Source organism: Comamonas nitrativorans (assembly GCF_042654765.1).
Classification (GTDB): Bacteria; Pseudomonadota; Gammaproteobacteria; order Burkholderiales; family Burkholderiaceae_C; genus Comamonas; species Comamonas nitrativorans.
In genome coordinates, this window is the sequence record NZ_JBHSEW010000006.1 from 1 (window position 1) to 22,313 (window position 22,313).

Consider the following 22,313-nt stretch of genomic DNA (forward strand, 5'->3'; position numbering starts at 1 on the left):
TTCGGCCGCCGACTCAAGACGCTCAAGGGCCTGACACCTTACGAATTCATCTGCAAGCAGTGGACAGATGAGCCCGAACGCTTCACGATCAATCCTATCCATCAAATGCCGGGACTGAACATCTTAGCCGCCTTTGGCAAGGAGAGGCGCACCTGCAAATCATTTGTTGACCGATCGGTCGGTAATTTGTTACCGTAGCGGGCTATGACGTACCGATCGGATCTCGATCGCTGCCTGCGGCAGCCCGGCGTCCCTCACCATTCGGGAGATTTTTGCACCATGTCCTCCATCACCCTCAAGGTCATCCGCGAAGAACACGGCACCCTGGCCGCCATCCTGCGCTCCCTGCGTATGCTGGCCGAACGCGGCCCTGGCAAGGAAGCGGGCACGTTCTTCGACGCCATGCGTGCCATGCTGTTCTACATCGACGAATTTCCCGAGCGCCAGCACCATCCGAAGGAGACCGAGCTGCTCTTTCCGCCCATTGCCCAGCGGGCGCCGGAGGTGGCCGAGGCGATTGCCCGCCTGGACCGCGAACACGCCGGCGGCGAGGCGGCGGTGCGCGAGCTGGGCCATCTGCTGCTGGCCTGGGAGCTGATGGGCGAAAGCCGCCGCGCTACCTTCGTTGCGGCACTCGACCGCTACATCACCTTCTACCTGGAGCATATGCGCCTGGAAGAATCCGTGGTGCTGCCCGCCGCGCTCAAGTACCTGACCGACGAAGACTGGGCGGCGATGGATGCGGCCTTTGCCAGCAACACCGACCTGCTGACCCAGGGCGCCGCGCCCGACCCGGCCTACGAGCGCCTGTTCAGCCGCATCGTCCACAGCGCCCCGCCGCCTTTGGGCATGGGGCGGTGATATTCAATAAAAATAGCTGCCACCGATGGTATTTAAACGAATGTAGATATAAAACTATCCAATATCGTTTATTTATCTGCAGTAGCAGCTATTTTTTTAATCCTCCAGCCGGGGATAGTCGGTATAGCCTTCGGCCCCGCCGCCGTAATAGCTTTCGCGCCGGCCGGGGTTCAGCGGCGCGTTGCGGCGCAGGCGTTCGACCAGATCGGGGTTGGCGATGAAGTCCTTGCCCCAGGCCACCATGTCGGCGTAACCGCTGGCCACAGCCTCCAGCGCCATGTCCCGCGTGTAGCCGTTGTTCACCATCCACAGCCCCTGGCCGCCGGCGCTGCGGTAGGCGGCCTTCAGGGCGGCGTAGTCGAAGGGCTGCTCCGGCAGGATGCGCGGCCCGCCCGTGGCCCCTTCGATGACGTGGATGTAGGCCAGCTCCAGCGGCGCGAGGCGGCGCAGCAGGTGCTCGAACAGCGGCTGCGGGGCGCTGTCGTGGATGCCGTTGGCCGGGCTGACCGGCGAGATGCGCAGCCCCACCCGGCCCGCGCCGATGGCGGCCGTCACGGCCTGCACCACCTCGCACACCAGGCGCACGCGGTGGTCGATGCTGCCGCCCCAGGCGTCGTCGCGCTGGTTGCTGCCGTCCTTCAGGAACTGGTCGAGCAGGTAGCCGTTGGCGCCGTGGATTTCCACGCCGTCAAAGCCGCACTGCCGCGCATGGCGGGCCGCCTGGGCAAAGTCGGCCACGATGCCCGGCAGCTCCTGCGCCAGCAGGGCACGCGGCGCCGAGGTGGGGGCAAAGCTGCCGGCGCCCGTGGCGGCATCGACCAGATAGGTCTTGGTCTGCGCGGTCAGTGCCGAAGGGGCCACCGGCGCGGCCCCTGCCGGTTGCAGGCTGGTGTGCGAGACGCGGCCCACGTGCCACAGCTGCGCGAAGATCGTACCGCCCTGGGCGTGGACGGCATCGGTCACGCCCTGCCAGCCCGCCAGTTGCGCGGGCTGGTACAGGCCGGGCACGTCGGCGTAGCCCTGGCCCTGCTGGCTGATGGGGGCGCCTTCGGAAATGATCAGCCCGGCGCCGGAGCGCTGGCCGTAGTAGGTGGCGGCCAGTGCGCCGGGCACGTTGCCGCTGGCGCGGTTGCGCGTCAGCGGGGCCATGGCGATGCGGTTGCGCAGGGGCAGATCGCCCAATTGCACGGGATCGAACAAAGAATGCGGCATACGCTGTCCTTTCAATTGCAAAAATGAAACCATAAAAAAACCGCTACCCGGCAGTGTGGCCCGGCAGCGGCGGAGTGACAACGGCAAGGGCATTGCGCCCCGGCATCAGCCGGATGCTGGCGGCACCCAGGGCGCGGGCTGTTTGGCGACGAAGGCGGCAAAACCGTCGCGGGCCTCGCTGCCGGAGCGCACGCGGCTGATGGTCTGCGCCGTCAGCTCGCGCACCGCCGGGGTGATGGGGCCGACTTCGAGCTGATCGAGCAGGCGCTTGATTTCGGTCAGCGCCTGCGGGCCGTTGTTCAGTAATTGGGCAATGGTGGCTTCCACCGTTGCATCCAGGTCCTGCGCGGGGACGACCTGGTGAACCAGCCCCATGGCCAGCGCCTCGGCAGCGCCCACGGGCGCGGCGGTGAGGGCCAGGCGGCGGGCCTGGCGCAGCCCGACGGTATTGACCACGTAGGGGCCGATGACGGCCGGCAGGATGCCGAAGCGTGCTTCGCTGACGCTGAACAGCGCCTGCTCGCTGGCAATGGCGATGTCGGCCGCGCAGGCCAGGCCCACGCCGCCGCCGTAGGCCGCGCCCTGGATGCGTGCCACCACGGGGTGGGGGCAGTCGGCAATGGCGTGCATCATGGCCGCGAAGGCGCGGGCGTCTTCCAGGTTGGCCTGCTGGTCACGGGCGGCGGCGCGGCGCATCCAGCCGATGTCGGCCCCGGCGCAAAACAGGCTGCCCACGGCGTCCAGCACGATCACGCGCACGCTGGCATCCTGGGCCAGGGCGGTGAAGGTGTGGTGGATCAGCGCGATCAGCGGCTCGTCGAAGGCGTTGCGCACTTCGGGGCGGTTCAGCGTCAGGCGCACGACGCCGCGTGCATCGCGCGTTTGCTGCAGCGCTTGCGGGTTGGGGAGAGGGGCGGACAAGTTCATGGCGGCACGCTCAGACATGTTCGCGCCGCTGCACGATGACGAAGCGGTCGGCCACGAAGGCCAGCGTGGTGTAGCTGGCGTTGGCTGCCGGGTTGCCGCCGCTGGCGTGGTAGTCGGAGAAGGCCGCCGACTGATTCACGTACACCCCCTGGGTCAGGTTGATGGACAGGGCCACGCGGGCGCGGCGCGACAGTTGCACGCTGCGCTCGACGTAGGCGCGGTCAGTGGAGTACACGCCCAGCGTCAGCGCCCCGTGTTCGCACAGGGTCGATTCGGCGGTCGCCAGGGCGCTGTCGCTCGAGGCGGTGGCGATCAGGAAGGCGATGGGGCCGAAGCATTCGTTGGCGAAGGTGGCGCGGTCCGCCTCGGTCAGGGCGACGATCACCGGGCTGTGGATGCGGGCATCCGGGTACTGCGGGTGCGCCAGCGCCTGCGAGGCCAGCACCACGCGCCCCTTGCCGGCCGCTTCCTGGATGCGGGCCACGGTTTCCGGGGCGCACACCGCGCCCAGCACGGCGGTGGCCACGCGCGGGTTTTCCGCCAGCTGGCGCACGGCGGCCGCCAGGTCGTCGCAGACCTGGTCGAACCCCTTGTGGCCCTGGTCGGTCTGGATGCCGCTCTGGGGGATGTAGATGTTCTGCGTGGTGGTACACATCTGGCCGCTGTACAGCGACAGGGTGAAGGCCAGGTTGTTCAGCATGGCCTCGTACTGGTCGGTCGATTCGATGATGACGGTGTTCACCCCGGCCATTTCGGCATACAGGCGGGCCTGGCGGGCGTTGTCCTGCAGCCAGCGGCCAAACTGGTTGCTGCCGGTGAAGTCGATGCTGGCCACGGCCGGGCTTTGCGCCAGCGCCTGGGTGTGCGCCGGGTCGTTGGACAGGGCCAGGGTCACGAGGTTGGCGTCCAGCCCCTGCTCGGCCAGCACCTCGCGCAGGATGCTGACGGTGATGGCGGCCGGCAGCACCGCGTTGGGGTGGGGCTTGACGATGACCGGGTTGCCAGTGGCCAGCGCGGCGAACAGGCCGGGATAGGTGTTCCAGGTGGGGAAGGTGGCGCAGCCGATCACCAGGCCAATGCCCCGGCCCACGATGTCGAAATGTTTTTTCATCATCAGCGGCGGGTTTTTGCCCTGGGGCTTTTCCCAGGTGGCTTCGGCGGGGACGTCTGCCATCGCTTTGTAGGCGTAGGCAATGGCTTCCAGCGCCCGGTCCTGCGCATGGGGGCCACCGGCCTGGAAAGCCATCATCGGGCCTTGGCCGGTGGTCAGCATGACGGCGTGGGTGATTTCGTGGCTGCGCCGATGGATGCGGGTCAGCGCCTCCAGCAGCACACCCACGCGGCCTTGCACGCCCAGGGCCATCCAGGCCGGTTCGGCAGCCTGGGCGGCGGCGATCAGCGCATCGGCGCGGCATTCGGGGTAGCGCACGCCGATGTCCACGCCGTAGGGGGAGCGCTCGGTGGCAATGCGGCCCGTCTCGCCGGGCTGCTGGAGCGGGTAGTCCTGGCCCAGCAAGGCTTGCACTGCGGCCTGGCCGTCGGCCTGGGCGGTTTCGCCGTAGATCTTGGGCGAGGCGTTCTCGGGGAACGGCGACCAGTAGGTACGTGCGGCAGAGGCGGCCAGGGCGCCGTCGAGCAGGGCACGGTGGGTGTCGAACAGGGTCATGAAAAGTCTCCTAGGGTTTTTCTGGGTGTCGGTTTCGTCGGTTTGACTTGCATCAGAATGCGTTCACAGCATATTATTTACCGACCGATCGGTCAAACATGTTTTTGACTTATCGCAAAACAGCATTGGCAACGTGATTACCCCTTTTCACCCTTGAACAGCTTGTCCTCTATGTCCGAACCTCTTGTCCTGGCGTCCCGATCGGGCGCTGTGCAGACCCTGACCCTGAACCGCCCGGCGGCCCTGAACAGTTTCACGACCGCGCTGCACGCCCAATTGCTGGCGGCCCTGGAGGCTGCGGCAGCCGATACCAGCGTGCGCTGCGTCGTGCTGACCGGTGCCGGGCGCGGCTTTTGCGCCGGGCAGGATCTGGCCGACCCGGCCGTTGCGCCCGATACGGCCCCGGGCGCTGCCGCCAAGGACCTGGGCGACGTGATCGAGCGCTTCTACCGTCCGCTGTGCCTGCGCCTGCGCTCCATGCCGGTGCCCGTGGTGGCCGCCGTCAATGGCGTGGCCGCCGGGGCCGGGGCCAGCATTGCCCTGGGCTGCGATCTGGTGCTGGCGGGGCGCTCGGCCAGCTTCATCCAGGCGTTTACCAAGATCGGCCTGCTGCCCGACAGCGGCGGCACCTGGCTGCTGCCGCGTCTGGTGGGCCGCGCCAATGCCCTGGGGCTGGCGCTGCTGGGCGACAAGCTGAGTGCCGAAGACGCCCAGCGCATCGGCCTCATCTGGCGCTGCGTCGAAGACGACGTTCTGGCCAGCGAAGCCCTGGCCCTGGCCCAGCGGCTGGCCGCCATGCCCACCCAGGCGTTGGTGACCACCCGCGCGGCGCTGGACGCGGCACTGGCGCTGGACTGGCCCGGCGCCCTGGCGCACGAGGCGGCGCACCAGCGCCGCCTGGGCCATGCCGACGATTACCGCGAAGGCGTGCGGGCGTTCACCGAAAAACGTCCGCCGCAGTTCACCGACCGCTGACCACCGAACCGCTGGCGCCCTGCGACAGACAAGGCGCCCCCTGTTTCCTTCCCCCTTCTTTCTTTCCATGCAAGCAAGCCTGACCCCCCAACAACTGGCCGAACACGTCCGCACGGCGATGTATGCCAACGACGGCGCCTCGCAAGCCCTGGGCATGCAGGTGGTGGCGATCAGCCCCACCAGCGCCACGGTGACGATGGCGGTGCGTGCCGACATGCTCAACGGCCACGCCACCTGCCACGGCGGCTTCATCACCACCCTGGCCGATTCCGCTTTCGCCTTTGCCTGCAATGCGGGCAATGAGATGACGGTGGCCTCGGGCCTGTCCATCGACTTCGTCGCCCCGGCCCGTTTGGGCGATCTGCTCATCGCGGAAGGCGTGGAAATCTCCCGCGCCGGGCGCACCGGGGTCTACGACGTCACCGTGCGCAACCAGCGCGACGAATTGATCGCCGCCTTCCGGGGGCGCTCCTACACCATGAAGGGCCGCTCCACCGTGCCCTTGTCCCAGACGGCCTGAGCGGCCCGGGCAGAACCACCATCGACAAAAAAATTCGGAGACAAACCCATGACCGTCACACGCCCCGCCCCGGGAGAGCTGGAGCCGATCGAAACCGCCAGCCGCGACGAAATCCAGGCACTGCAATTGCAGCGCCTGCGCTGGTCGCTGCAACATGCCTACGACAACGTGCCGCATTACCGCAAGGCGTTCGACGAAAGATGCGTCCGCCCCTGCGACCTGAAAACCCTGGCCGACCTGTCCAAGTTCCCTTTCACCTACAAGAAAGACCTGCGCGACAACTACCCCTTCGGCATGTTCGCCGTGCCGCGCAACCAGTTGCTGCGCGTCCATGCCTCCTCGGGCACCACGGGCAAGCCGACGGTGGTGGGCTACACCGCCAGGGACATCGACACCTGGGCCAACCTGGTGGCGCGTTCCATCCGCGCTGCGGGTGGCCGCCCCGGCGACATGGTGCACATCGCCTACGGCTACGGCCTGTTCACCGGCGGCCTGGGGGCGCACTACGGTGCCGAGCGGGCCGGCTGTACGGTGGTGCCGATGTCCGGCGGGCAGACGGAAAAGCAGGTGCAGCTCATCCAGGACTTCAAGCCGGACATCATCATGGTCACCCCCTCGTACATGCAGGTGATCGTGGAGGAGTTCCAGCGCCAGGGGCTGGATGCGCGGGACAGCTCCCTGAAAGTCGGCATTTTCGGGGCCGAACCCTGGACGGAAGCGATGCGCCAGGAGATCGAGGCCAAGGCCGGCATTGCCGCCGTCGACATTTACGGCCTGTCTGAAATCATGGGGCCGGGCGTGGCCAGCGAGTGCGTGGAAAGCCAGGACGGCCCGGTGATCTGGGAAGACCATTTCTACCCCGAAATCATCGACCCGCAGACCGGCGAAGTGCTGCCCGACGGGCAGGAGGGCGAGCTGGTGTTCACCTCCCTGTCCAAGGAGGCGCTGCCCATGATCCGCTACCGTACGCGGGATCTGACGCGGCTGCTGGCCCCCACTTCGCGCAGCTTCCGGCGCATGGGCAAGATCGTGGGCCGCTCGGACGACATGCTCATCATCCGTGGCGTCAACATGTTTCCCACGCAGATCGAGGAAATCGTGCTGCAGCACCGTTCGCTCTCCGGCCAGTACCAGATCCACGTCACCCGCGACGGCACCCTGGACAAGGTGGCCGTGCGCTGCGAGCTGCAGCCCGGCATCCCGTCGGGCACCGAGGAGGTGCGAAAAATCGGCCAATGGCTCCAGCACCGCATCAAGACCCTGGTGGGCATCACCACCCAGGTGGACGTGCTGGATTACGGCGCGATCGAGCGCACCCTGGTGGGCAAGGCCCGACGGGTGATCGACCAACGGCCACGCTGATCGCAGAGCGGCCCCGAGGCAACTGGTTTCAAGAACACCGCCCCCTGCCATCCCGCAGGAGCGGCTAGGAACCGGCCCGTTCCATGAATGGGCCGGTTCCGGGGGCGGTGATGCCCGAATCACCTCTCCTTTTTATTACCGACCGGTCGGTTTATTTAAATACCTTCACAAGGAGACATCTCGCCATGCGTAAAGAAAAACTTGCCCACACGATGGAGTTCCCGCCTGCCATCGAGCAGCCCAACGTCTACCCGCTGTCCTGGCACCAACACACGAAAAAGCTGGAGGAAATCTGGGACGCTTCGCGCCGCGAGGTCTGGGACCCCAAGAAACTGCCCTGGGACACGTTCGACGTGAACAAATACACCTGGGAGCAGCGCGAGGCCATCGCCTACTGGTGGACGCTGCTGTCGGTGTTCGACGCCTCTGCGCCGCCGGTGTTCGCCTCGGCGCTGATCAAGACCTACGAGGCCCATGAGGAAGATGCCGTGCGCCGCTGCTTCTTCAGCGTCACGCAGGACGAGCAGAACCATGAGCAGATGTGCGGCCTGGCCATCACCAAGTTTCTGGAGCATCCCGATCCGATCACCTACACGCCCAAGACCGAACTGGGCAAGCGCCTGCAAAAGAACGCCAAGTGGCTCTACCACAACGGCGCCCGCTACTGGACGGGCTACAAGACGGCCGTGCCCAAATACAGCCTGGCCGTGCTGTTCAGCTCCTTCCTGATGGGCGAGATCGCGGCCGCCACCATCTTCCACCAGATGGCCGCCGGCTGCACCGAGCCGGTGTTCAAGGAAGCCTTCCGCAACATCGGCAAGGACGAGGGCCGCCACATGGGCATCTGCCTGGCGTTGATGGAGCGCGACTATCCCAAGATCGCCGTGGAAGACCGCGCCCTGATCACCAAGCAGATCCGTGCCGGCTACCTGTTCCTGTCCGCCGTGCTGTTCGAGCCGCCGATGGAGTTTTGGGACCTGCCCGAGGACTTTATCGAGAGCCAGCGTGCGGGCGAGGCCGCAGCCCGCGCCGCCGGGTTTGCCATTCCCGAGTACGAGGCCAAGAAGAACAACTGGCGCACCGCCATCCTGAACCTCAAGGGGGCGCTGGACAAGTACGACATCCCCTTCCCGGCGATCCCCGAGGTGGGCATCACCGGCGAGGAAGTCTCGGACGTGGACCTGGACGACATCATCCCCGTGTTCTAACCGTTCCGCTTTTTCAGAACTTCGCAAATACCACCATGACCTCCCACATCAAGCTGTATCCCTCCGGGCAGACCGTCGCGTGCGACAGCGGCCAGACCGTGCTCGAAGCCCTTGAACGCTCAGGCTATGCCCTGCCCAACAACTGCCGTGCCGGCGCCTGCGGCGAGTGCAAGGTGAAAGTGCGTTCGGGCCAGTTCGACCAGGGTTTCGTGCTCGACATGGCCCTGTCGCCGGACGAGCGTGCCCAGGGGTATGGCCTGATGTGCATGGCCAAGCCGCTGTCGCCGGAGCTGGAAATCGAATGGGGCACCGAGGATGCCAAGCCCCAGCTCTTTCCCGCCCGCGAATCGCAGTACGCCGTGCTGGTCGACCGCATCGCCCGCACGCCGCGCATTACCGAGTTCGTGCTGCGCCCCCTGGGCGAAGCCATGCGCTTCTGGCCCGGCCAGTACGTGCAGCTGGGCGATGCCAGCCAGGGCATCCCGGTGCGCAGCTACTCGCTGGCCAGCGCCCCCCGGCACGATGGCGAAATCCGCCTGCAGGTCACCCGCGTCAATGCCGATGCGGCCAACACCCCGGCGGGCCGCACCAGCCGCTGGCTGCACGACGAGGTGGCGCTGGGCGCACAACTGCGCTTTTCCGGCCCGCACGGCACCTTCATCGGCGACCCGGCGGCAGACACCCCGGTGCTGTGCCTGGCCGCCGGTTCGGGGCTGGCCCCCATCCTCTCGCTGACCGAAGCGGCCCTGCGCCGGGGCTACAAGCAGCCGGTCACGCTGATGTTCTCCGCCCGCGAGGCAGCCGACCTGTACGACGTGGGCCTGATGCGCTACTGGCAGTTGCGCTACCCCAACTTCCGCTACCTGCCCACGCTGACGCGGGACCGCCGGGACGGGGTGCTGCACGGACGCATTCCGGCCATCCTGGGCCGGCATTTTCCCGATTTGAGCGGCCACAGCGTCTTCGTTGCAGGCACCACCGCCTTTGTGGACGACTGCGTGGCTGCCGCCAGGGCGCTGGGCGCACAGCCCGCGCTGATCCATACCGAAGGCTTCTTCACCCAGGCCTGAGCCGCGTGCGCCCTGGCCGCGCCGTTTTGTTTTGAAAAGGAAAACCATGTACACCCAAGCAATGGACACCCTGGGCAAGGAGGCGGCCCTCGCCCCCGTGCCGCACAGTGCCGACGAAGCGCGGTTGCAGGCCCGCTTCGACGCCCGCATCGACGCCGGCGAGTTCATCGAGGCCAAGGACTGGATGCCCGAGCATTACCGCAAGACCCTGGTGCGCCAGATCAGCCAGCATGCCCATTCCGAAATCGTCGGCATGCTGCCCGAGGGTAACTGGGTCACGCGGGCGCCCACGCTCAAGCGCAAGGCCATCTTGCTGGCCAAGATCCAGGACGAAGGCGGCCACGGCCTGTACCTGTATTCCGCCGCCGAGACCCTGGGCAGCAGCCGCGACGAGATGCTGGACGCCCTGCACACGGGCCGGGCCAAGTACAGCTCCATCTTCAACTACCCCACGCTGACCTGGGCGGACATGGGCGTGATCGGCTGGCTGGTCGATGGCGCGGCCATCATGAACCAGGTGCCGATCTGCCGCTGCTCCTACGCGCCCTATGCCCGCGCCATGGTGCGCATCTGCCGCGAGGAAAGCTTCCACCAGCGCCAGGGCTACGACGCCCTGCTGACCATGATGCAGCAGGGCACCGAGGCCCAGCAGGCCATGGTGCAGGACGCGGTGAACCGCTGGTGGTGGCCCGCGCTGATGATGTTCGGCCCCCCGGACGACCAGTCGCCCAACAGCGCCCTGTCCATGCGCTGGGGCATCAAGCGCATCTCCAACGACGAACTGCGCCAGAAATTCATCGACGCCACCGTGCCCCAGGCCGAGCTGCTGGGCGTGACGCTGCCCGACCCCGATCTGCAATGGAATGCCGAGCGCGGGCACTTCGACTTCGGCCCGATCGACTGGGCCGAGTTCTGGCAGGTGGTCGGCGGCGACGGCCCCTGCAACCGCGAACGCCTGGGCGCACGCGTGCAGGCCTGGGAGGAGGGCGCCTGGGTGCGCGAGGCCGCCCTGGTGCATGCAACCAGGAACGAGCATTGAAAACAGGAGCTGTTACCGCTTCATATACCTGAATATCAGCATTAAAAGTACCTGAAAACAAGCATATATCAGCGCAAAAAGCTATTGAATTTATAAGAGAGTTTCCCATGAACACCCCGAAACACCCCGCCGATCCCGCCACTGCCACCGAATGGCCGCTGTGGGAAGTTTTCGTGCGCAGCAAGGCCGGCCTGGACCACAAGCACTGCGGCAGCCTGCACGCCGCCGATGCCGCGATGGCCATCCAGATGGCCCGCGACGTCTACACCCGCCGCCAGGAAGGCAGCAGCGTCTGGGTGGTGCGCTCCGAGCAGATCGTCGCCAGCGACCCCGGCGACAAGGCCATGTACTTCGACCCCGCCGAGGACAAGGTCTACCGCCACCCGACTTTCTACGTCCTGCCCCAGGCCGTGAACCACATGTAAGGCGAAGGCAGCAAACACATGCAAAGCATCCACATCGGCACCGCCCCGGCCTTCCGTTACCTGCTGCGCCTGGGCGACACCTGCCTGATCCTGGGCCAGCGCCTGTGCGAATGGTCAGGGCACGCCCCCATCCTGGAAGAAGACATCGCCCTGTCCAACATGGCGCTGGACCTGATCGGCCAGGCCCGCGCCGTGCTGACCCACGCCGGCCGGGTCGATGGCCGGGGCCATGACGAAGACCAGCTGGCCTTCCTGCGCAACGAAGCCGACTACTGCAACCCGACCATCGTCGAACTGCCCCGGGGCGACTTCGCCTTCACCACCCTGCGCAACGCGCTGCTGGCCACGCTGCTCAAGCACCTGTGGCAATGCCTGCAGGACTCCGGCGATGCCGAGCTGGCCGCGATTGCCGCCAAGGCCGTCAAGGAGGCCCGCTACCACCAGCAGCACGCCGGCGACTGGGTGGTGCGCCTGGGCGACGGCACGCCCGAATCGCGCCGTCGCATGCAGCAGGCGCTGGCCAGCCTGTGGCCCTACACCGCCGAACTCTTTGCGCCGGACGCCGTGGACGAACACGCTCATGCCAGCCGCCTGGGCCCGCGCTGGGCCGATGTCGAGGCCGACTGGCTCGACGACGTGCGCCGGATGCTGGCCGCCGCCGACCTGGAGCTGCCCGCGCCGGAGGGCAAGTTCCGCAGCACCGGCCGGCTGGGCCGCCACAGCGAACACATGGGCTACCTGCTGGCCGAAATGCAGCACCTGCAGCGCAGCTATCCGGGAGGGGTGTGGTGATGATGGCCGCAGATGCCCGCATCCGCCGGGCCTGGGAAGTGCTGGGCACCGTGCCCGACCCCGAAGTGCCCGCCGTTTCGCTGTGCGACCTGGGCATCGTGCGGGCCGTGCGCCTGGCCGATGCCGACGCAGCGCAGGCCGGTGGCGTGCTGGAAATCGTCCTGACCCCCACCTACAGCGGCTGCCCGGCCACCGAGGTGATTGCCTGCGACGCGCTGGCCGCCATCGACGCGGCCGGCCTGGGGCCGGCCCGGACCACGCTGCAACGTGCGCCCGCCTGGACGACCGACTGGATCAGCGCCGCAGGGCGCGAGAAGCTGCGGGCCTACGGCATCGCCCCGCCCGGGCCGGTGGCTGCCGGCCAGGGCGTGCCCATCCGCTTCCTGCCCCGGCGTCCCGCCCCCGGCGTGCCCTGCCCGCACTGCGCCAGCACGCACACCGAGCGCCTGTCGGCCTTTGGCGCCACCGCCTGCAAGGCGCTGTACCGCTGCCTGGACTGCCGCGAGCCGTTCGAGCATTTCAAGCCCATTTGACCAAGCCATTGCCATGAGCGTTTCCTTCCACCCCTTGCGCGTATGCGCCATCGAACCGGATACCGCCGAGGCGGTCATCGTCTCCTTCGAGGTGCCGCCTGCGCTGCGCCAGGTCTTCGGCTTCATCCAGGGCCAGTACCTCACGCTGCGCACCACCATCGACGGCCAGGACGTGCGCCGCTCCTACTCCATCTGCGCCGGCGTGGACGAGGCCCACCTGCGCGTGGGCGTGCGCCGCGTCGCCGGCGGGCTGTTCTCCAACTGGATTCACCGCCGCCTCAAGGTGGGCGACACCCTGCAGGTCATGGCCCCGCAAGGGCGCTTCTACGTGCCGCTGGATGCCGGCGCCCGGCGCCACTACCTGGGCATTGCCGGGGGCAGCGGCATCACGCCCATCCTGTCCATCATGAAAACCGTGCTGGCCCGCGAGCCGCACAGCCGCTTCACCCTGCTGTACGCCAACCGCACGCTGCAATCGACCATGTTCAAGGAGGAGCTGGAAGACGTGAAGAACCGCTACCTCACGCGCGTGGCGCTGCACCATGTGTTCTCCGGCGAAGCCACCGAGGCGCCGATCAACATGGGGCTGATGAACCGCGACAAGGTGGGCGAATTTCTGCGCCACATCGTGCCGCCCGCGCAGATCGGCGAAGTCTTCGTCTGCGGCCCCTTCCAGATGAACGACGAGGCCCAGGCCGCCCTGCTGGCCGCCGGTGTGCCCGAGGAGCGCATCCACGTCGAGCGTTTCGGTGTGGCGCTGTCCGCCGCAGGCCAGGTCGGCGCAGCCGTCCACCAGGTGCAGGAAGGCGATGCCGAGCAGGCACAGATCACCATCGTGCGCGACGGCCTGAAGCGCGAGTTCGGCTTCCGCAAGGAGCAGCCCAGCATTCTGGATGCCGCCTCCGCCGCCGGGCTGGAAGTGCCGTTTTCCTGCACCTCGGGCGTGTGCGGCACCTGCCGCGCCAAATGCCTGGAAGGCCAGGTGCGCATGGAACGCAACTTCGCCCTGGACAAGGACGAGGTGGCGGCAGGTTTCGTCCTCACCTGCCAGTGCCGCCCCCTGACGCCGCAGGTCGTGCTTTCCTTCGATGAACGCTGAAGCCGAACCATGCCGTCCTTCAATCCCTCAAGAATCGTAGCTGCCAGCACTTGTCAGACAATGGCCGGTTGCACTATTCATAGTGCATTTGGCACGCCTGGGCGCATCCCTGCGCCTGCGCACCCTTGAGAGAAACGAAGGAGGAATACCACCATGGCCCGAGGACGCTCATCCGGATACGAAGACCAGCGCGAGCTGATCTTGCAGCACGCTGCCGAACTGTTTGCTCAGCGCGGCTACTCGGCCACGTCCATGAATGGCGTGGCCGAAGCCTGCGGCCTGTCCAAGCCGGCCCTGTACCACTACTTCCGCGACAAGTACGACCTGCTGGTGAACATCGCGGAAAACCACATCGTGCGCCTGCAGGCCCTGGTCAGCGAGGTGGCCGAGCTGAACCTGGAACCCGAGGCGCGGCTGCGCGAGCTGATCCGCCGCTTCGTCATCGAATACGCCCAGGCCCAGCACGCCCACCGCGTGCTGATCGAGGACATCAAATTCCTCACCGAAGCCGACCAGACCCGCATCCTCGGTTCCGAGCGCCAGGTCACCCACGAGTTCTCCAACACCGTCGAGCAGCTGTGGCCGCACCTGGGTCAGGAACGTCTGTCCAAGCCGACCACCATGCTGCTGTTCGGGATGATCAACTGGATGTTCACGTGGTTTCGCCCCGGCGGCAGCCTGAGCTACGAGGACATGGCCCCCATCGTGACCGACCTTTTCTTCGGCGGCGCTGCGGCAGTGCGCCGGCCCGCCACGGGGGCGGCCTCGCCCGCCTCCTCCCCTCCACCACCTACGAAAGCAAATAGATGACGCAAGTAAACGCATGGATTGTCGATGGCGTGCGCACGCCCTTTGGCCGCTACGGCGGCGCCCTGGCGAATGTGCGCACGGACGACCTGGGGGCCATCCCGCTGCGGGCCCTGATGGAGCGCAACCCCACCGTCGATTGGCGTGCAATCGACGACGTGCTCTATGGCTGCGCGAACCAGGCCGGGGAGGACAACCGCAACGTGGCCCGCATGGTGGCGCTGCTGGCGGGCCTGCCCATCGAGGTGCCCGGCGGCACCGTCAACCGTCTGTGCGGCTCCGGGCTGGACACCATCGGCATGGCGGCCCGCGCCATCCGCAGCGGGGAAGCCGACCTGATGATCGCCGGCGGCGTGGAGAGCATGACCCGCGCCCCCTTCGTCCTGGGCAAGGCCGACAGCGCCTTTTCGCGCAGCGCCCGCATCGAGGACACCACCATCGGCTGGCGCTTCGTCAATCCCGCGATGCAGGCGCAATACGGCATCGACTCCATGCCCGAGACGGCAGAGAACGTGGCGCAGGACTTCGGCATCGCCCGCGCCGACCAGGATGCGCTGGCGCTGCGCTCGCAGCAGCGCTGCAAGGCCGCGCAGGACGCGGGCTTCTTCGACGGCGAGATCGTTCCCGTCACCATTCCCCGGCGCAAGGGCGACCCCATCGTGGTGCGCGAGGATGAACACCCCCGCCCGGAAACCACCGCCGAGCAGCTTGCCCGCCTCAAGGGCGTGGTGCGCCCGGACGGCTCCGTCACCGCCGGCAACGCCTCGGGCGTCAACGACGGCGCCTGCGCCCTGCTGCTGGCCTCGGACGCCGCGCTCCAGCGCTACCAGCTCACCCCGCGCGGGCGCATCGTCGGCATGGCCACTGCAGGCGTGGCCCCCCGCATCATGGGCATCGGCCCGGCCCCGGCCACGCAGAAGCTGCTGGCCCGCATCGGCTGGTCGCTGGACAGCCTGGACACCATCGAACTGAACGAAGCCTTTGCCGCGCAAGGGCTGGCCGTGCTGCGCCAGCTGGGTCTGCCCGACGATGCGCCGCACGTCAATCCCAATGGCGGGGCGATTGCCCTGGGCCATCCCCTGGGTGCTTCCGGGGCCCGCCTGGCATTGACGGCCTTGCGCCAACTGGAGCGTACCGGGGGCCGCCGCGCCCTGGCGACGATGTGCATCGGCGTGGGCCAGGGCATTGCCCTGGCGCTGGAACGCGCCTGAGCCGCCAGCGGCGCACCGGTCGCCGCTGGCGTTGATTTTTGATTTTTCCACGACCACTACCACCACCAAGGAGACAACGATGACGAAACGACTGACCCTCTCTACCCTGGCTGCGGCCAGCCTGCTGGCCGCCAGCGGCCTGGCGCTGGCCGACATCAACGTCGGCGTGACCGTTTCGGCCACCGGCCCGGCGGCCTCGCTGGGCATCCCGGAAAAAAACACCATTGCCCTGATGCCCAAGGAAATCGGCGGCGAGAAGATCAATTACATCGTGCTGGATGACGCTTCGGACACCACCAACGGCGTGGCCAACATGCGCAAGCTGATCAGCGAGAACAAGGTGGACGTGGTGCTGGGCTCCAGCACCTCGCCGGTGTCGCTGGCCATGATCGACGTGGCCGCCGAAACCAGAACGCCGATGATCTCCATGGCCGCTGCCGCCCGCATCGTCGAACCCATGGACGACAAGCGCAAATGGGTCTTCAAGACCCCGCAGAACGACATCATGATGTCCCTGGCCATCGCGGCCCACATGGCCGCTTCGGGGGCCAGGACGGTGGCCTTCATCGGCTTTTCCGATGCCTATGGCGAGGGCTGGTACAACGAGTTTTCCAAGGCGGCCGAGCTGAAGAAACTCAAGATCGTCGCCAACGAGCGCTACAACCGCACCGACACCTCGGTCACCGGCCAGGTACTCAAGATCATCTCGGCCAAGCCCGATGCGGTGCTGGTGGCCGGCTCCGGCACCCCCGCCGCCCTGCCGCAAAAAATGCTCAAGGAGCGCGGCTTTACCGGCAAGTATTACCAGACCCACGGCGTGGCCAACGCCGACTTCCTGCGTGTGGGCGGCAAGGACGTGGAAGGCACCTTCCTGCCGGCCGGCCCGGTGCTGGTGGCCGACCAGCTGCCTGCCAGCCACCCGGTCAAAGCCTCGGCCACGGCCTACGTGAAAGCCTATGAGGCCGCCCACGGCAAGGGCAGCGTCTCCACCTTTGGCGCCCACGGCTGGGATGCCGGCGTGCTGATGGCCGCCGCCGTGCCCGAAGCGCTGAAGAAGGCCAAGCCCGGCACGGCAGAGTTCCGCGCCGCCATGCGCGATGCGCTGGAGGGGCTGAAGGAAGTGCCCGGCGCCCACGGCATCTTCACCATGTCGCCCACCGACCACCTGGGCCTGGACCAGCGGGCCAGCGTGATGGTGAAGATCGAGAACGGCACCTGGAAATACCAGCCCTGATGGTGTCCCTGCCGCCTGGCTGAGGCCGGGCGGCAGGCCCATGCAGGCGCATCCATGAACCGCGTGTTCCCCAGGCCGACCCCGGCCCTGGGGCTGTTTGGATTGCAGAAAGAAAGACGAATATGGATTTCCAGATTGCCTTGCTGCTGGGGCAGGACGGCATCGTCAACGGAGCCGTTTACGGCCTGATGGCGCTGGCGCTCGTCCTGGTGTTTTCCGTCACCCGCGTGATCTTCATTCCGCAGGGGGAGTTTGTGGCCTTTGGCGCACTCAGCATGGTCATGCTGCAAACCGGCGCCACCCCGGCCACTCTGTGGCTGCTGCTGGGACTGGCCTTGGCCGTGCTGGCCGTGGAGGGCTGGCGCTGGAAAAAGGGCGAGAGCGTGAACTGGTTCGCCACCCTGTTCTGGTGCGCGGCCCTGCCGGCCCTGGCCGCCGTGCTGGTGCTGGCCGTGCGCCCCGAAGCGCTGTGGCTGCAGGCGCTGACCACGCTGCTGCTCATCACCCCGCTGGGGCCGCTGCTGTACCGCCTGGTGTTCCGCCCGCTGGCCGATGCGTCGGTGCTGATCCTGCTCATCGTCGCGGTCGCGCTGCACGGGGTCATGGTGGGCGCCGGGCTGCTGTTCTTCGGCGCGGAAGGTTCGCGCACCACGCCGTTTTCCGAGGCCCGCTTCGAGCTGGGTTCGATGATGGTCTCCGGCCAGTCCCTGGTTGTGCTGGGGGTGACGCTGGCGCTGGTGCTGCTGCTGTTCGCGTTCTTCGAGCGGTCGATGGTCGGCAAGGCCCTGCGGGCCACGGCCATCAACCGCGTCGGGGCACGCCTGATGGGCATTCCCACCGATTTGTCGGGCGACGTGAGCTTTGCCCTGGCGGCGCTGATCGGCGCCGTCTCCGGCCTGCTGATCGCGCCCCTGACCACGGTGTATTACGACACCGGCTTCCTGATCGGCCTCAAAGGCTTCGTGGCGGCCATCGTCGGCGGGCTGGCGAGCTACCCGCTGGCCCTGGTGGGCGCCTTGCTGGTGGGCCTGCTGGAATCGTTTTCATCCTTCTGGGCCAGCGCCTACAAAGAGGTGCTGGTATTTACCTTGATCATTCCGGTGCTGTGGTGGCGTTCGCTGCACAGCCGCCATGTGGAGGACGATGAATGACTGCGCCCGCACCCACATCTGCAAAAACACCTGCAACCACCCCCACCGGCGCCCCTGGCGGGCTGCTGACCCGTGCCCAACTGACGGGGCTGTGCGTGCTGGCCCTGGCGCTGGCCTGGGGGCTGCTGCCGGAATTCACCGTAGTGGTGATGAGCTACATCGGCCTGTACGCCATCGTGGCCGTCGGGCTGGTGCTGCTCACCGGCGTCGGCGGCATGACCTCGTTCGGGCAGGCGGCCTTCGTCGGCATGGGCGCGTATGCCACGGCCTGGGCCTGCACATCGCCCACGGCGGTGCAGGCGCTCGGCGGCATTGTCGGCATGGGCGGCCTGCCCTGGGTCGGGCTGGCGCTGGGGCTGGGGCTGACGTTTGCCGTGGCCTGGGGGCTGGGGGCGGTGACGCTCAAGCTCTCCGGGCACTACCTGCCGCTGTGCACCATCGCCTGGAGCCTGAGCCTGTACTACCTGTTCGGCAACATGCAGTTCCTGGGCGGGCAGACCGGCATCAGCGGCGTACCGCCCCTGACCATTGCCGGTTACTCGCTGGCCGACCCGCGCCTGCTGGGCGTGCTGATCTGGACGGTGCTGCTGTTGGCGCTGTGGCTGATGAGCAACCTGCTCGATTCGCGCGAGGGCCGTGCCATCCGCGCCCTGAAAGGGGGCCGGGTCATGGCCGAATCCATGGGCGTGGATACGGGCCGCTACCGCATCAAGCTGTTCGTGCTGGCGGCGCTGCTGGCGGCCATCTCCGGCTGGCTGTATGCGCACATGCAGCGCTTCATCAACCCGACGCCGTTCAACCTGAACATCGGCATCGAATACCTGTTCATGGCCGTGGTCGGCGGCGCGGGCCACCTGTGGGGCGCGGTGCTGGGGGCGACGGTCATCACCTTGCTCAAGCAAAAGCTCCAGGACGTGCTGCCCGCCCTGCTGGGCACCAGCGGCAACTTCGAGGTGGTGGTGTTCGGCCTGCTCATGGTGCTGGTGCTGCAACGCTTTGCCGACGGCATGTGGCCGACGCTGCAACGCCTGTCCGGCCGTTTTCTGCGCCCGGACAAGGTGCGTGCGCCCAGGGCCGAAGCGGCGCTGGCGCAGCGCAGCCTGCCGACCCCCGGCTCGGTGATTCTTCAGGCCCGGGAAGTGACCAAGCGCTTTGGCGGGCTGATCGCCAACAACCAGGTGTCCATGTCCGTCAAGGCCGGGGAAATCCATGCCCTGATCGGCCCCAACGGCGCGGGCAAAAGCACCTTCTTCAACATGATCTCCGGCGTGGACGAGCCGACCGAAGGCGACGTGCGCCTGATGAACGAGGTGATGGGCAAGCGGCCCTCGCGGGCCTTTGCCGCCCTGGGGCTGGGGCGCACCTTCCAGCACGTGCGCCTGCTGGGCCAGCGCAGCGTGGTGGAAAACGTCGCCCTGGGGGCGCACCGGCGGGCGCACAAGGGCTGGCTGGCCGCCATGCTGCGCCTGGACCGGAGCGAGGAGGCGGCCCTGCTGGCCGAGGCCCGCCGCCAGATCGAGCGCTGCGGCCTGGGCGCGTTTGCCGACACCCCGGCGGCCTCGCTGGCGCTGGGCCAGCAGCGCATCGTGGAGATCGCCCGCGCCCTGGCCGGGCAGCCGGCCGTCCTGCTGCTGGACGAACCGGCGGCCGGCCTGCGCCACCTGGAAAAGCGTGCCCTGGCCGACCTGCTCACGCAGTTGCGGGCCGAGGGGCTGGGCATCCTGGTGGTCGAGCACGACATGGAGTTCGTCATGAACCTGGCCGACCGCATCACCGTGCTGGAGTTCGGCACCGTGATTGCCGAGGGCACGCCCAGGGACATTCAAAACAACCAGCGCGTGCTGGACGCCTATCTGGGCGGTGCCGACGATCTGGCAGCGGGGATCATCAAATGAGCACAACAGCCACACCACGCACCGCCTTGCTGCAATTGCAGGGCATCTGCGTCTCCTACGGCCCGGTGGAAGCCGTCCATGACGTCGATCTGACCGTGCAGGAGGGCGAGATCGTCACCGTCATCGGCCCCAACGGCGCGGGCAAGACCACGCTGCTCAGTGCCGCCATGGGGCTGCTGCCCGCCAGGGGCAGCATCACCCTGGGGGGCGCACGCATCGCCCGCCCCAGCGTCGAAGCCATGGTGGCGCACGGCATCGCACTGGTGCCGGAAAAGCGCGAGCTGTTCGGCGAAATGACGATCGAAGACAACCTGCTGCTGGGCGGCTTCTCCCGCTGGCGGCGGGGCCAGCGCGACCAGGCGCAGCGCATGCAGGAGGTGTTCGATATCTTCCCGCGCCTGGGCGAGCGGCGCTTGCAGATCTCCGCCACCCTTTCCGGCGGCGAGCGCCAGATGCTGGCCATCGGTCGGGCGCTGATGGCCCGTCCGCGCCTGCTGATGCTGGACGAACCCTCGCTGGGGCTGGCGCCGCTGATCACGCGCGAAGTGCTGCAGGTGGTGGCCTCGCTGCGCCGCCACGGCGTCTCCGTGCTGCTGGTCGAGCAGAACGCCCGCGCCGCCTTGCAGGTGGCCGACCGCGCCTATGTGCTGGAGATGGGGGCCGTGGCCCTGTCCGGCGATGCGCAGGACCTGCTCAACGACCGGCGCATCATCGACACCTACCTGGGCATGGGCGCGAATGCGCACAAAACATCTCTCTATCCCACTTCACCATGACCACACCGATTTATCCCCTCATCGGCATCGTCGGCACGGGCGCCATGGGGCGAGGCATTGCCCAGATCGCCGCCCAGGGCGGCTGCCAGGTACTGCTGTTCGACGCCCAGAGCGGTGCTGCCGAAGCCGCCCGCAGCGCGGTGCAGGCGCAATGGCTGCGCCTGCAGGACAAGGGCCGCCTGAGCGCCGAACAGGTCAGCGCCTACAGCGATCGCCTGCAACCCGTGGGCGCAGTTGCCGACCTGCGCGGCTGCGCCTTGGTGATCGAGGCCATCGTCGAACGCCTGGACGCCAAGCAGGCGCTGTTCGCCCAGCTCGAAGCCGTCGTTGCCCCGGATGCGGTGCTGGTCAGCAACACCTCCTCCCTGTCGGTCACGCAGATCGCTGCGGGCCTGCAGCGCCCGGCGCGTTTTGCCGGGCTGCATTTCTTCAACCCGGTGCCGCTCATGAAGGTCGTGGAGGTGATCGCCGGGCTGAAGACCGATCCGGCCCTGTGCGACGCGCTGGCCCAGGCCGTGCGCCAGTGGGGCCATCAGCCGGTGCAGGCGCAGGACACGCCCGGCTTCATCGTCAATCACGCCGGGCGCGGCTACAACACCGAGGCGCTGCGCATCGTCGGCGAGGGCATTGCCGACTTCGCCACCATCGACCGCATCCTGCGCGATCAGGTCGGCTTTCGCCTTGGCCCCTTCGAGCTGATGGATCTGACGGCGCTGGACGTCTCGCACCCGGTCATGGAAGCCATCTACCGCCAGTATTACGACGAACCGCGCTACCGCCCCAGCGTCATCACCGCGCAGCGGCTGGCGGGCGGTGTGGTCGGAAAAAAGGCCGGACAAGGGTTTTATTGCTACGAAAACGGCAGCGCCCGGGTGCCGCCGGAGCCGCCCGTGCCGGACGTGGCCGTACTGCCGCCGGTCTGGGTCTCGCCCCAGGCCACGCGCCGCGCTGCACTGTGCGATCTGCTGCACACGCTGGGCGCAGTGCTGGAAACGGGCGCCACCCCGTCCGCCCAGGCGCTGATCGTGGTTGCGCCCCTGGGGCTGGATGTAAGCACCGCCGCCGTGGCCGAGCGCCTGGATGCGACGCGCACCGTGGGCATCGACCTGCTGATCGACGACAGCGCCACGCAGCGCCGCGTGCTGGCCACCAATCCGGCCACCCGTGCCGACCTGCGGGCCGCCGCGCACGCCCTGTTCGCCCGGGACGGCAAGGCCGTCAGCGTCGTGCGCGACAGCGGCGGCTTCGTCACCCAGCGCGTGCTGGCCACCATCGTCAACATTGCCGCCGACATCTGCCAGCAGCGCATCTGCACCCCGCAGGATCTGGAAACCGCCGTCACCCTGGGCCTGGGCTACCCGCAAGGCCCGCTGGCCCTGGGCAACCGCTGGGGTGCGGCGCAGGTGCTGGAAGTGTTGGACGGCCTGCACCGTGTGTACGGTGACCCGCGCTACCGCCCCAGCCCCTGGCTGCGCCGCAGGGCGCTGCTGGGGTTGAGCCTGATGCACATGGAAGATAGCGCCTGAACTGCGTGTCAGCTAAAAACATAG

21 protein-coding genes and 1 pseudogene are annotated in these 22,313 nt (G+C 67.5%); 19 read left to right on the top strand and 3 right to left on the bottom strand.

Annotated elements, in window-relative coordinates; translation table 11 throughout:
- Together ACFO3A_RS07685 and ACFO3A_RS07690 are read left to right on the top strand one after the other, a co-directional pair.
- Positions 1 to 198: pseudogene (locus tag ACFO3A_RS07685) on the top strand (hypothetical protein); the annotation flags it as partial.
- Between the two features lie 81 nt (positions 199 to 279).
- The gene (locus ACFO3A_RS07690) at positions 280 to 861 is read left to right on the top strand and encodes a hemerythrin domain-containing protein (RefSeq protein ID WP_377725394.1); all 582 of its coding nucleotides are present in this window, start codon (positions 280 to 282) and stop codon (positions 859 to 861) included.
- A 96-nt stretch (positions 862 to 957) separates the two neighbouring features.
- On the opposite strand, the gene ACFO3A_RS07695 is transcribed toward ACFO3A_RS07690, so the two are convergent.
- From ACFO3A_RS07695 to paaN, 3 genes are all read right to left on the bottom strand, one after another.
- Positions 958 to 2,073, bottom strand: coding sequence for an alkene reductase (locus tag ACFO3A_RS07695; protein WP_377725395.1), 1,116 nt, complete (start codon positions 2,071 to 2,073; stop codon positions 958 to 960).
- Positions 2,074 to 2,178: 105 nt separating this feature from the next.
- Complete coding sequence (locus ACFO3A_RS07700; protein WP_377725396.1) at positions 2,179 to 3,018, bottom strand: enoyl-CoA hydratase-related protein; 840 nt, start codon at positions 3,016 to 3,018, stop codon at positions 2,179 to 2,181.
- Entirely contained in the window at positions 3,011 to 4,666 is a 1,656-nt protein-coding gene (gene paaN, locus ACFO3A_RS07705) for a phenylacetic acid degradation protein PaaN (protein WP_377725397.1), read from the bottom strand. The genes ACFO3A_RS07700 and paaN overlap by 8 nt, the downstream gene beginning before the upstream one ends.
- Before the next feature lie 171 nt (positions 4,667 to 4,837).
- On the opposite strand from paaN, the gene ACFO3A_RS07710 reads away from it, so the two are divergent.
- From ACFO3A_RS07710 to ACFO3A_RS07790, 17 genes are all read left to right on the top strand, one after another.
- Complete coding sequence (locus tag ACFO3A_RS07710) at positions 4,838 to 5,641, top strand: enoyl-CoA hydratase-related protein (protein WP_377725398.1); 804 nt, start codon at positions 4,838 to 4,840, stop codon at positions 5,639 to 5,641.
- Positions 5,642 to 5,708: 67 nt separating this feature from the next.
- A complete protein-coding gene (paaI, locus tag ACFO3A_RS07715; RefSeq protein ID WP_377725400.1) occupies positions 5,709 to 6,161 on the top strand; it encodes a hydroxyphenylacetyl-CoA thioesterase PaaI in 453 nt (150 codons plus the stop codon).
- Between the two features lie 48 nt (positions 6,162 to 6,209).
- Positions 6,210 to 7,523, top strand: a complete 1,314-nt coding sequence (gene paaK, locus ACFO3A_RS07720) for a phenylacetate--CoA ligase PaaK (protein WP_377725402.1) — start codon at positions 6,210 to 6,212, stop codon at positions 7,521 to 7,523.
- A gap of 185 nt (positions 7,524 to 7,708) precedes the next feature.
- Positions 7,709 to 8,731 carry a hypothetical protein gene (locus ACFO3A_RS07725; RefSeq protein ID WP_377725403.1) on the top strand — a complete coding sequence of 341 codons (1,023 nt, stop codon included), beginning with the start codon at positions 7,709 to 7,711 and terminating at the stop codon, positions 8,729 to 8,731.
- Between the two features lie 35 nt (positions 8,732 to 8,766).
- On the top strand, positions 8,767 to 9,801 hold the full coding sequence (locus ACFO3A_RS07730) for a 2Fe-2S iron-sulfur cluster-binding protein (RefSeq protein ID WP_377725405.1): 1,035 nt from the start codon (positions 8,767 to 8,769) through the stop codon (positions 9,799 to 9,801).
- Positions 9,802 to 9,847: 46 nt separating this feature from the next.
- Positions 9,848 to 10,840: a 1,2-phenylacetyl-CoA epoxidase subunit PaaA gene (gene paaA / locus ACFO3A_RS07735; RefSeq protein ID WP_377725406.1), complete on the top strand. Its 993-nt coding sequence runs from the start codon at positions 9,848 to 9,850 to the stop codon at positions 10,838 to 10,840.
- 107 nt (positions 10,841 to 10,947) lie between these two features.
- The gene (gene paaB / locus ACFO3A_RS07740) at positions 10,948 to 11,265 is read left to right on the top strand and encodes a 1,2-phenylacetyl-CoA epoxidase subunit PaaB (protein ID WP_377725407.1); all 318 of its coding nucleotides are present in this window, start codon (positions 10,948 to 10,950) and stop codon (positions 11,263 to 11,265) included.
- 18 nt (positions 11,266 to 11,283) lie between these two features.
- On the top strand, positions 11,284 to 12,057 hold the full coding sequence (gene paaC / locus ACFO3A_RS07745) for a 1,2-phenylacetyl-CoA epoxidase subunit PaaC (protein ID WP_377725409.1): 774 nt from the start codon (positions 11,284 to 11,286) through the stop codon (positions 12,055 to 12,057).
- Entirely contained in the window at positions 12,057 to 12,590 is a 534-nt protein-coding gene (paaD, locus tag ACFO3A_RS07750) for a 1,2-phenylacetyl-CoA epoxidase subunit PaaD (protein ID WP_377725411.1), read from the top strand. The genes paaC and paaD overlap by 1 nt, the downstream gene beginning before the upstream one ends.
- A 13-nt stretch (positions 12,591 to 12,603) precedes the next feature.
- Positions 12,604 to 13,689, top strand: a complete 1,086-nt coding sequence (gene paaE / locus ACFO3A_RS07755) for a 1,2-phenylacetyl-CoA epoxidase subunit PaaE (RefSeq protein ID WP_377725413.1) — start codon at positions 12,604 to 12,606, stop codon at positions 13,687 to 13,689.
- A 153-nt stretch (positions 13,690 to 13,842) separates the two neighbouring features.
- Positions 13,843 to 14,499, top strand: coding sequence for a TetR/AcrR family transcriptional regulator (locus tag ACFO3A_RS07760; RefSeq protein ID WP_377725414.1), 657 nt, complete (start codon positions 13,843 to 13,845; stop codon positions 14,497 to 14,499).
- Positions 14,496 to 15,707 (top strand): 3-oxoadipyl-CoA thiolase, encoded by a 1,212-nt coding sequence (gene pcaF / locus ACFO3A_RS07765; RefSeq protein ID WP_377725415.1) that lies wholly within the window; start codon positions 14,496 to 14,498, stop codon positions 15,705 to 15,707. Before ACFO3A_RS07760 ends, pcaF begins: the two co-directional genes overlap by 4 nt.
- A 79-nt stretch (positions 15,708 to 15,786) precedes the next feature.
- Complete coding sequence (locus ACFO3A_RS07770; protein WP_377725417.1) at positions 15,787 to 16,941, top strand: ABC transporter substrate-binding protein; 1,155 nt, start codon at positions 15,787 to 15,789, stop codon at positions 16,939 to 16,941.
- A gap of 122 nt (positions 16,942 to 17,063) precedes the next feature.
- Positions 17,064 to 18,092 carry a branched-chain amino acid ABC transporter permease gene (locus ACFO3A_RS07775; RefSeq protein WP_377725419.1) on the top strand — a complete coding sequence of 343 codons (1,029 nt, stop codon included), beginning with the start codon at positions 17,064 to 17,066 and terminating at the stop codon, positions 18,090 to 18,092.
- A complete protein-coding gene (locus tag ACFO3A_RS07780; protein ID WP_377725421.1) occupies positions 18,089 to 19,987 on the top strand; it encodes a branched-chain amino acid ABC transporter ATP-binding protein/permease in 1,899 nt (632 codons plus the stop codon). The genes ACFO3A_RS07775 and ACFO3A_RS07780 overlap by 4 nt, the downstream gene beginning before the upstream one ends.
- A complete protein-coding gene (locus tag ACFO3A_RS07785; RefSeq protein ID WP_377725423.1) occupies positions 19,984 to 20,763 on the top strand; it encodes an ABC transporter ATP-binding protein in 780 nt (259 codons plus the stop codon). Before ACFO3A_RS07780 ends, ACFO3A_RS07785 begins: the two co-directional genes overlap by 4 nt.
- On the top strand, positions 20,760 to 22,289 hold the full coding sequence (locus ACFO3A_RS07790; RefSeq protein ID WP_377725424.1) for a 3-hydroxyacyl-CoA dehydrogenase: 1,530 nt from the start codon (positions 20,760 to 20,762) through the stop codon (positions 22,287 to 22,289). The genes ACFO3A_RS07785 and ACFO3A_RS07790 overlap by 4 nt, the downstream gene beginning before the upstream one ends.
- Positions 22,290 to 22,313 lie beyond the last annotated feature (24 nt).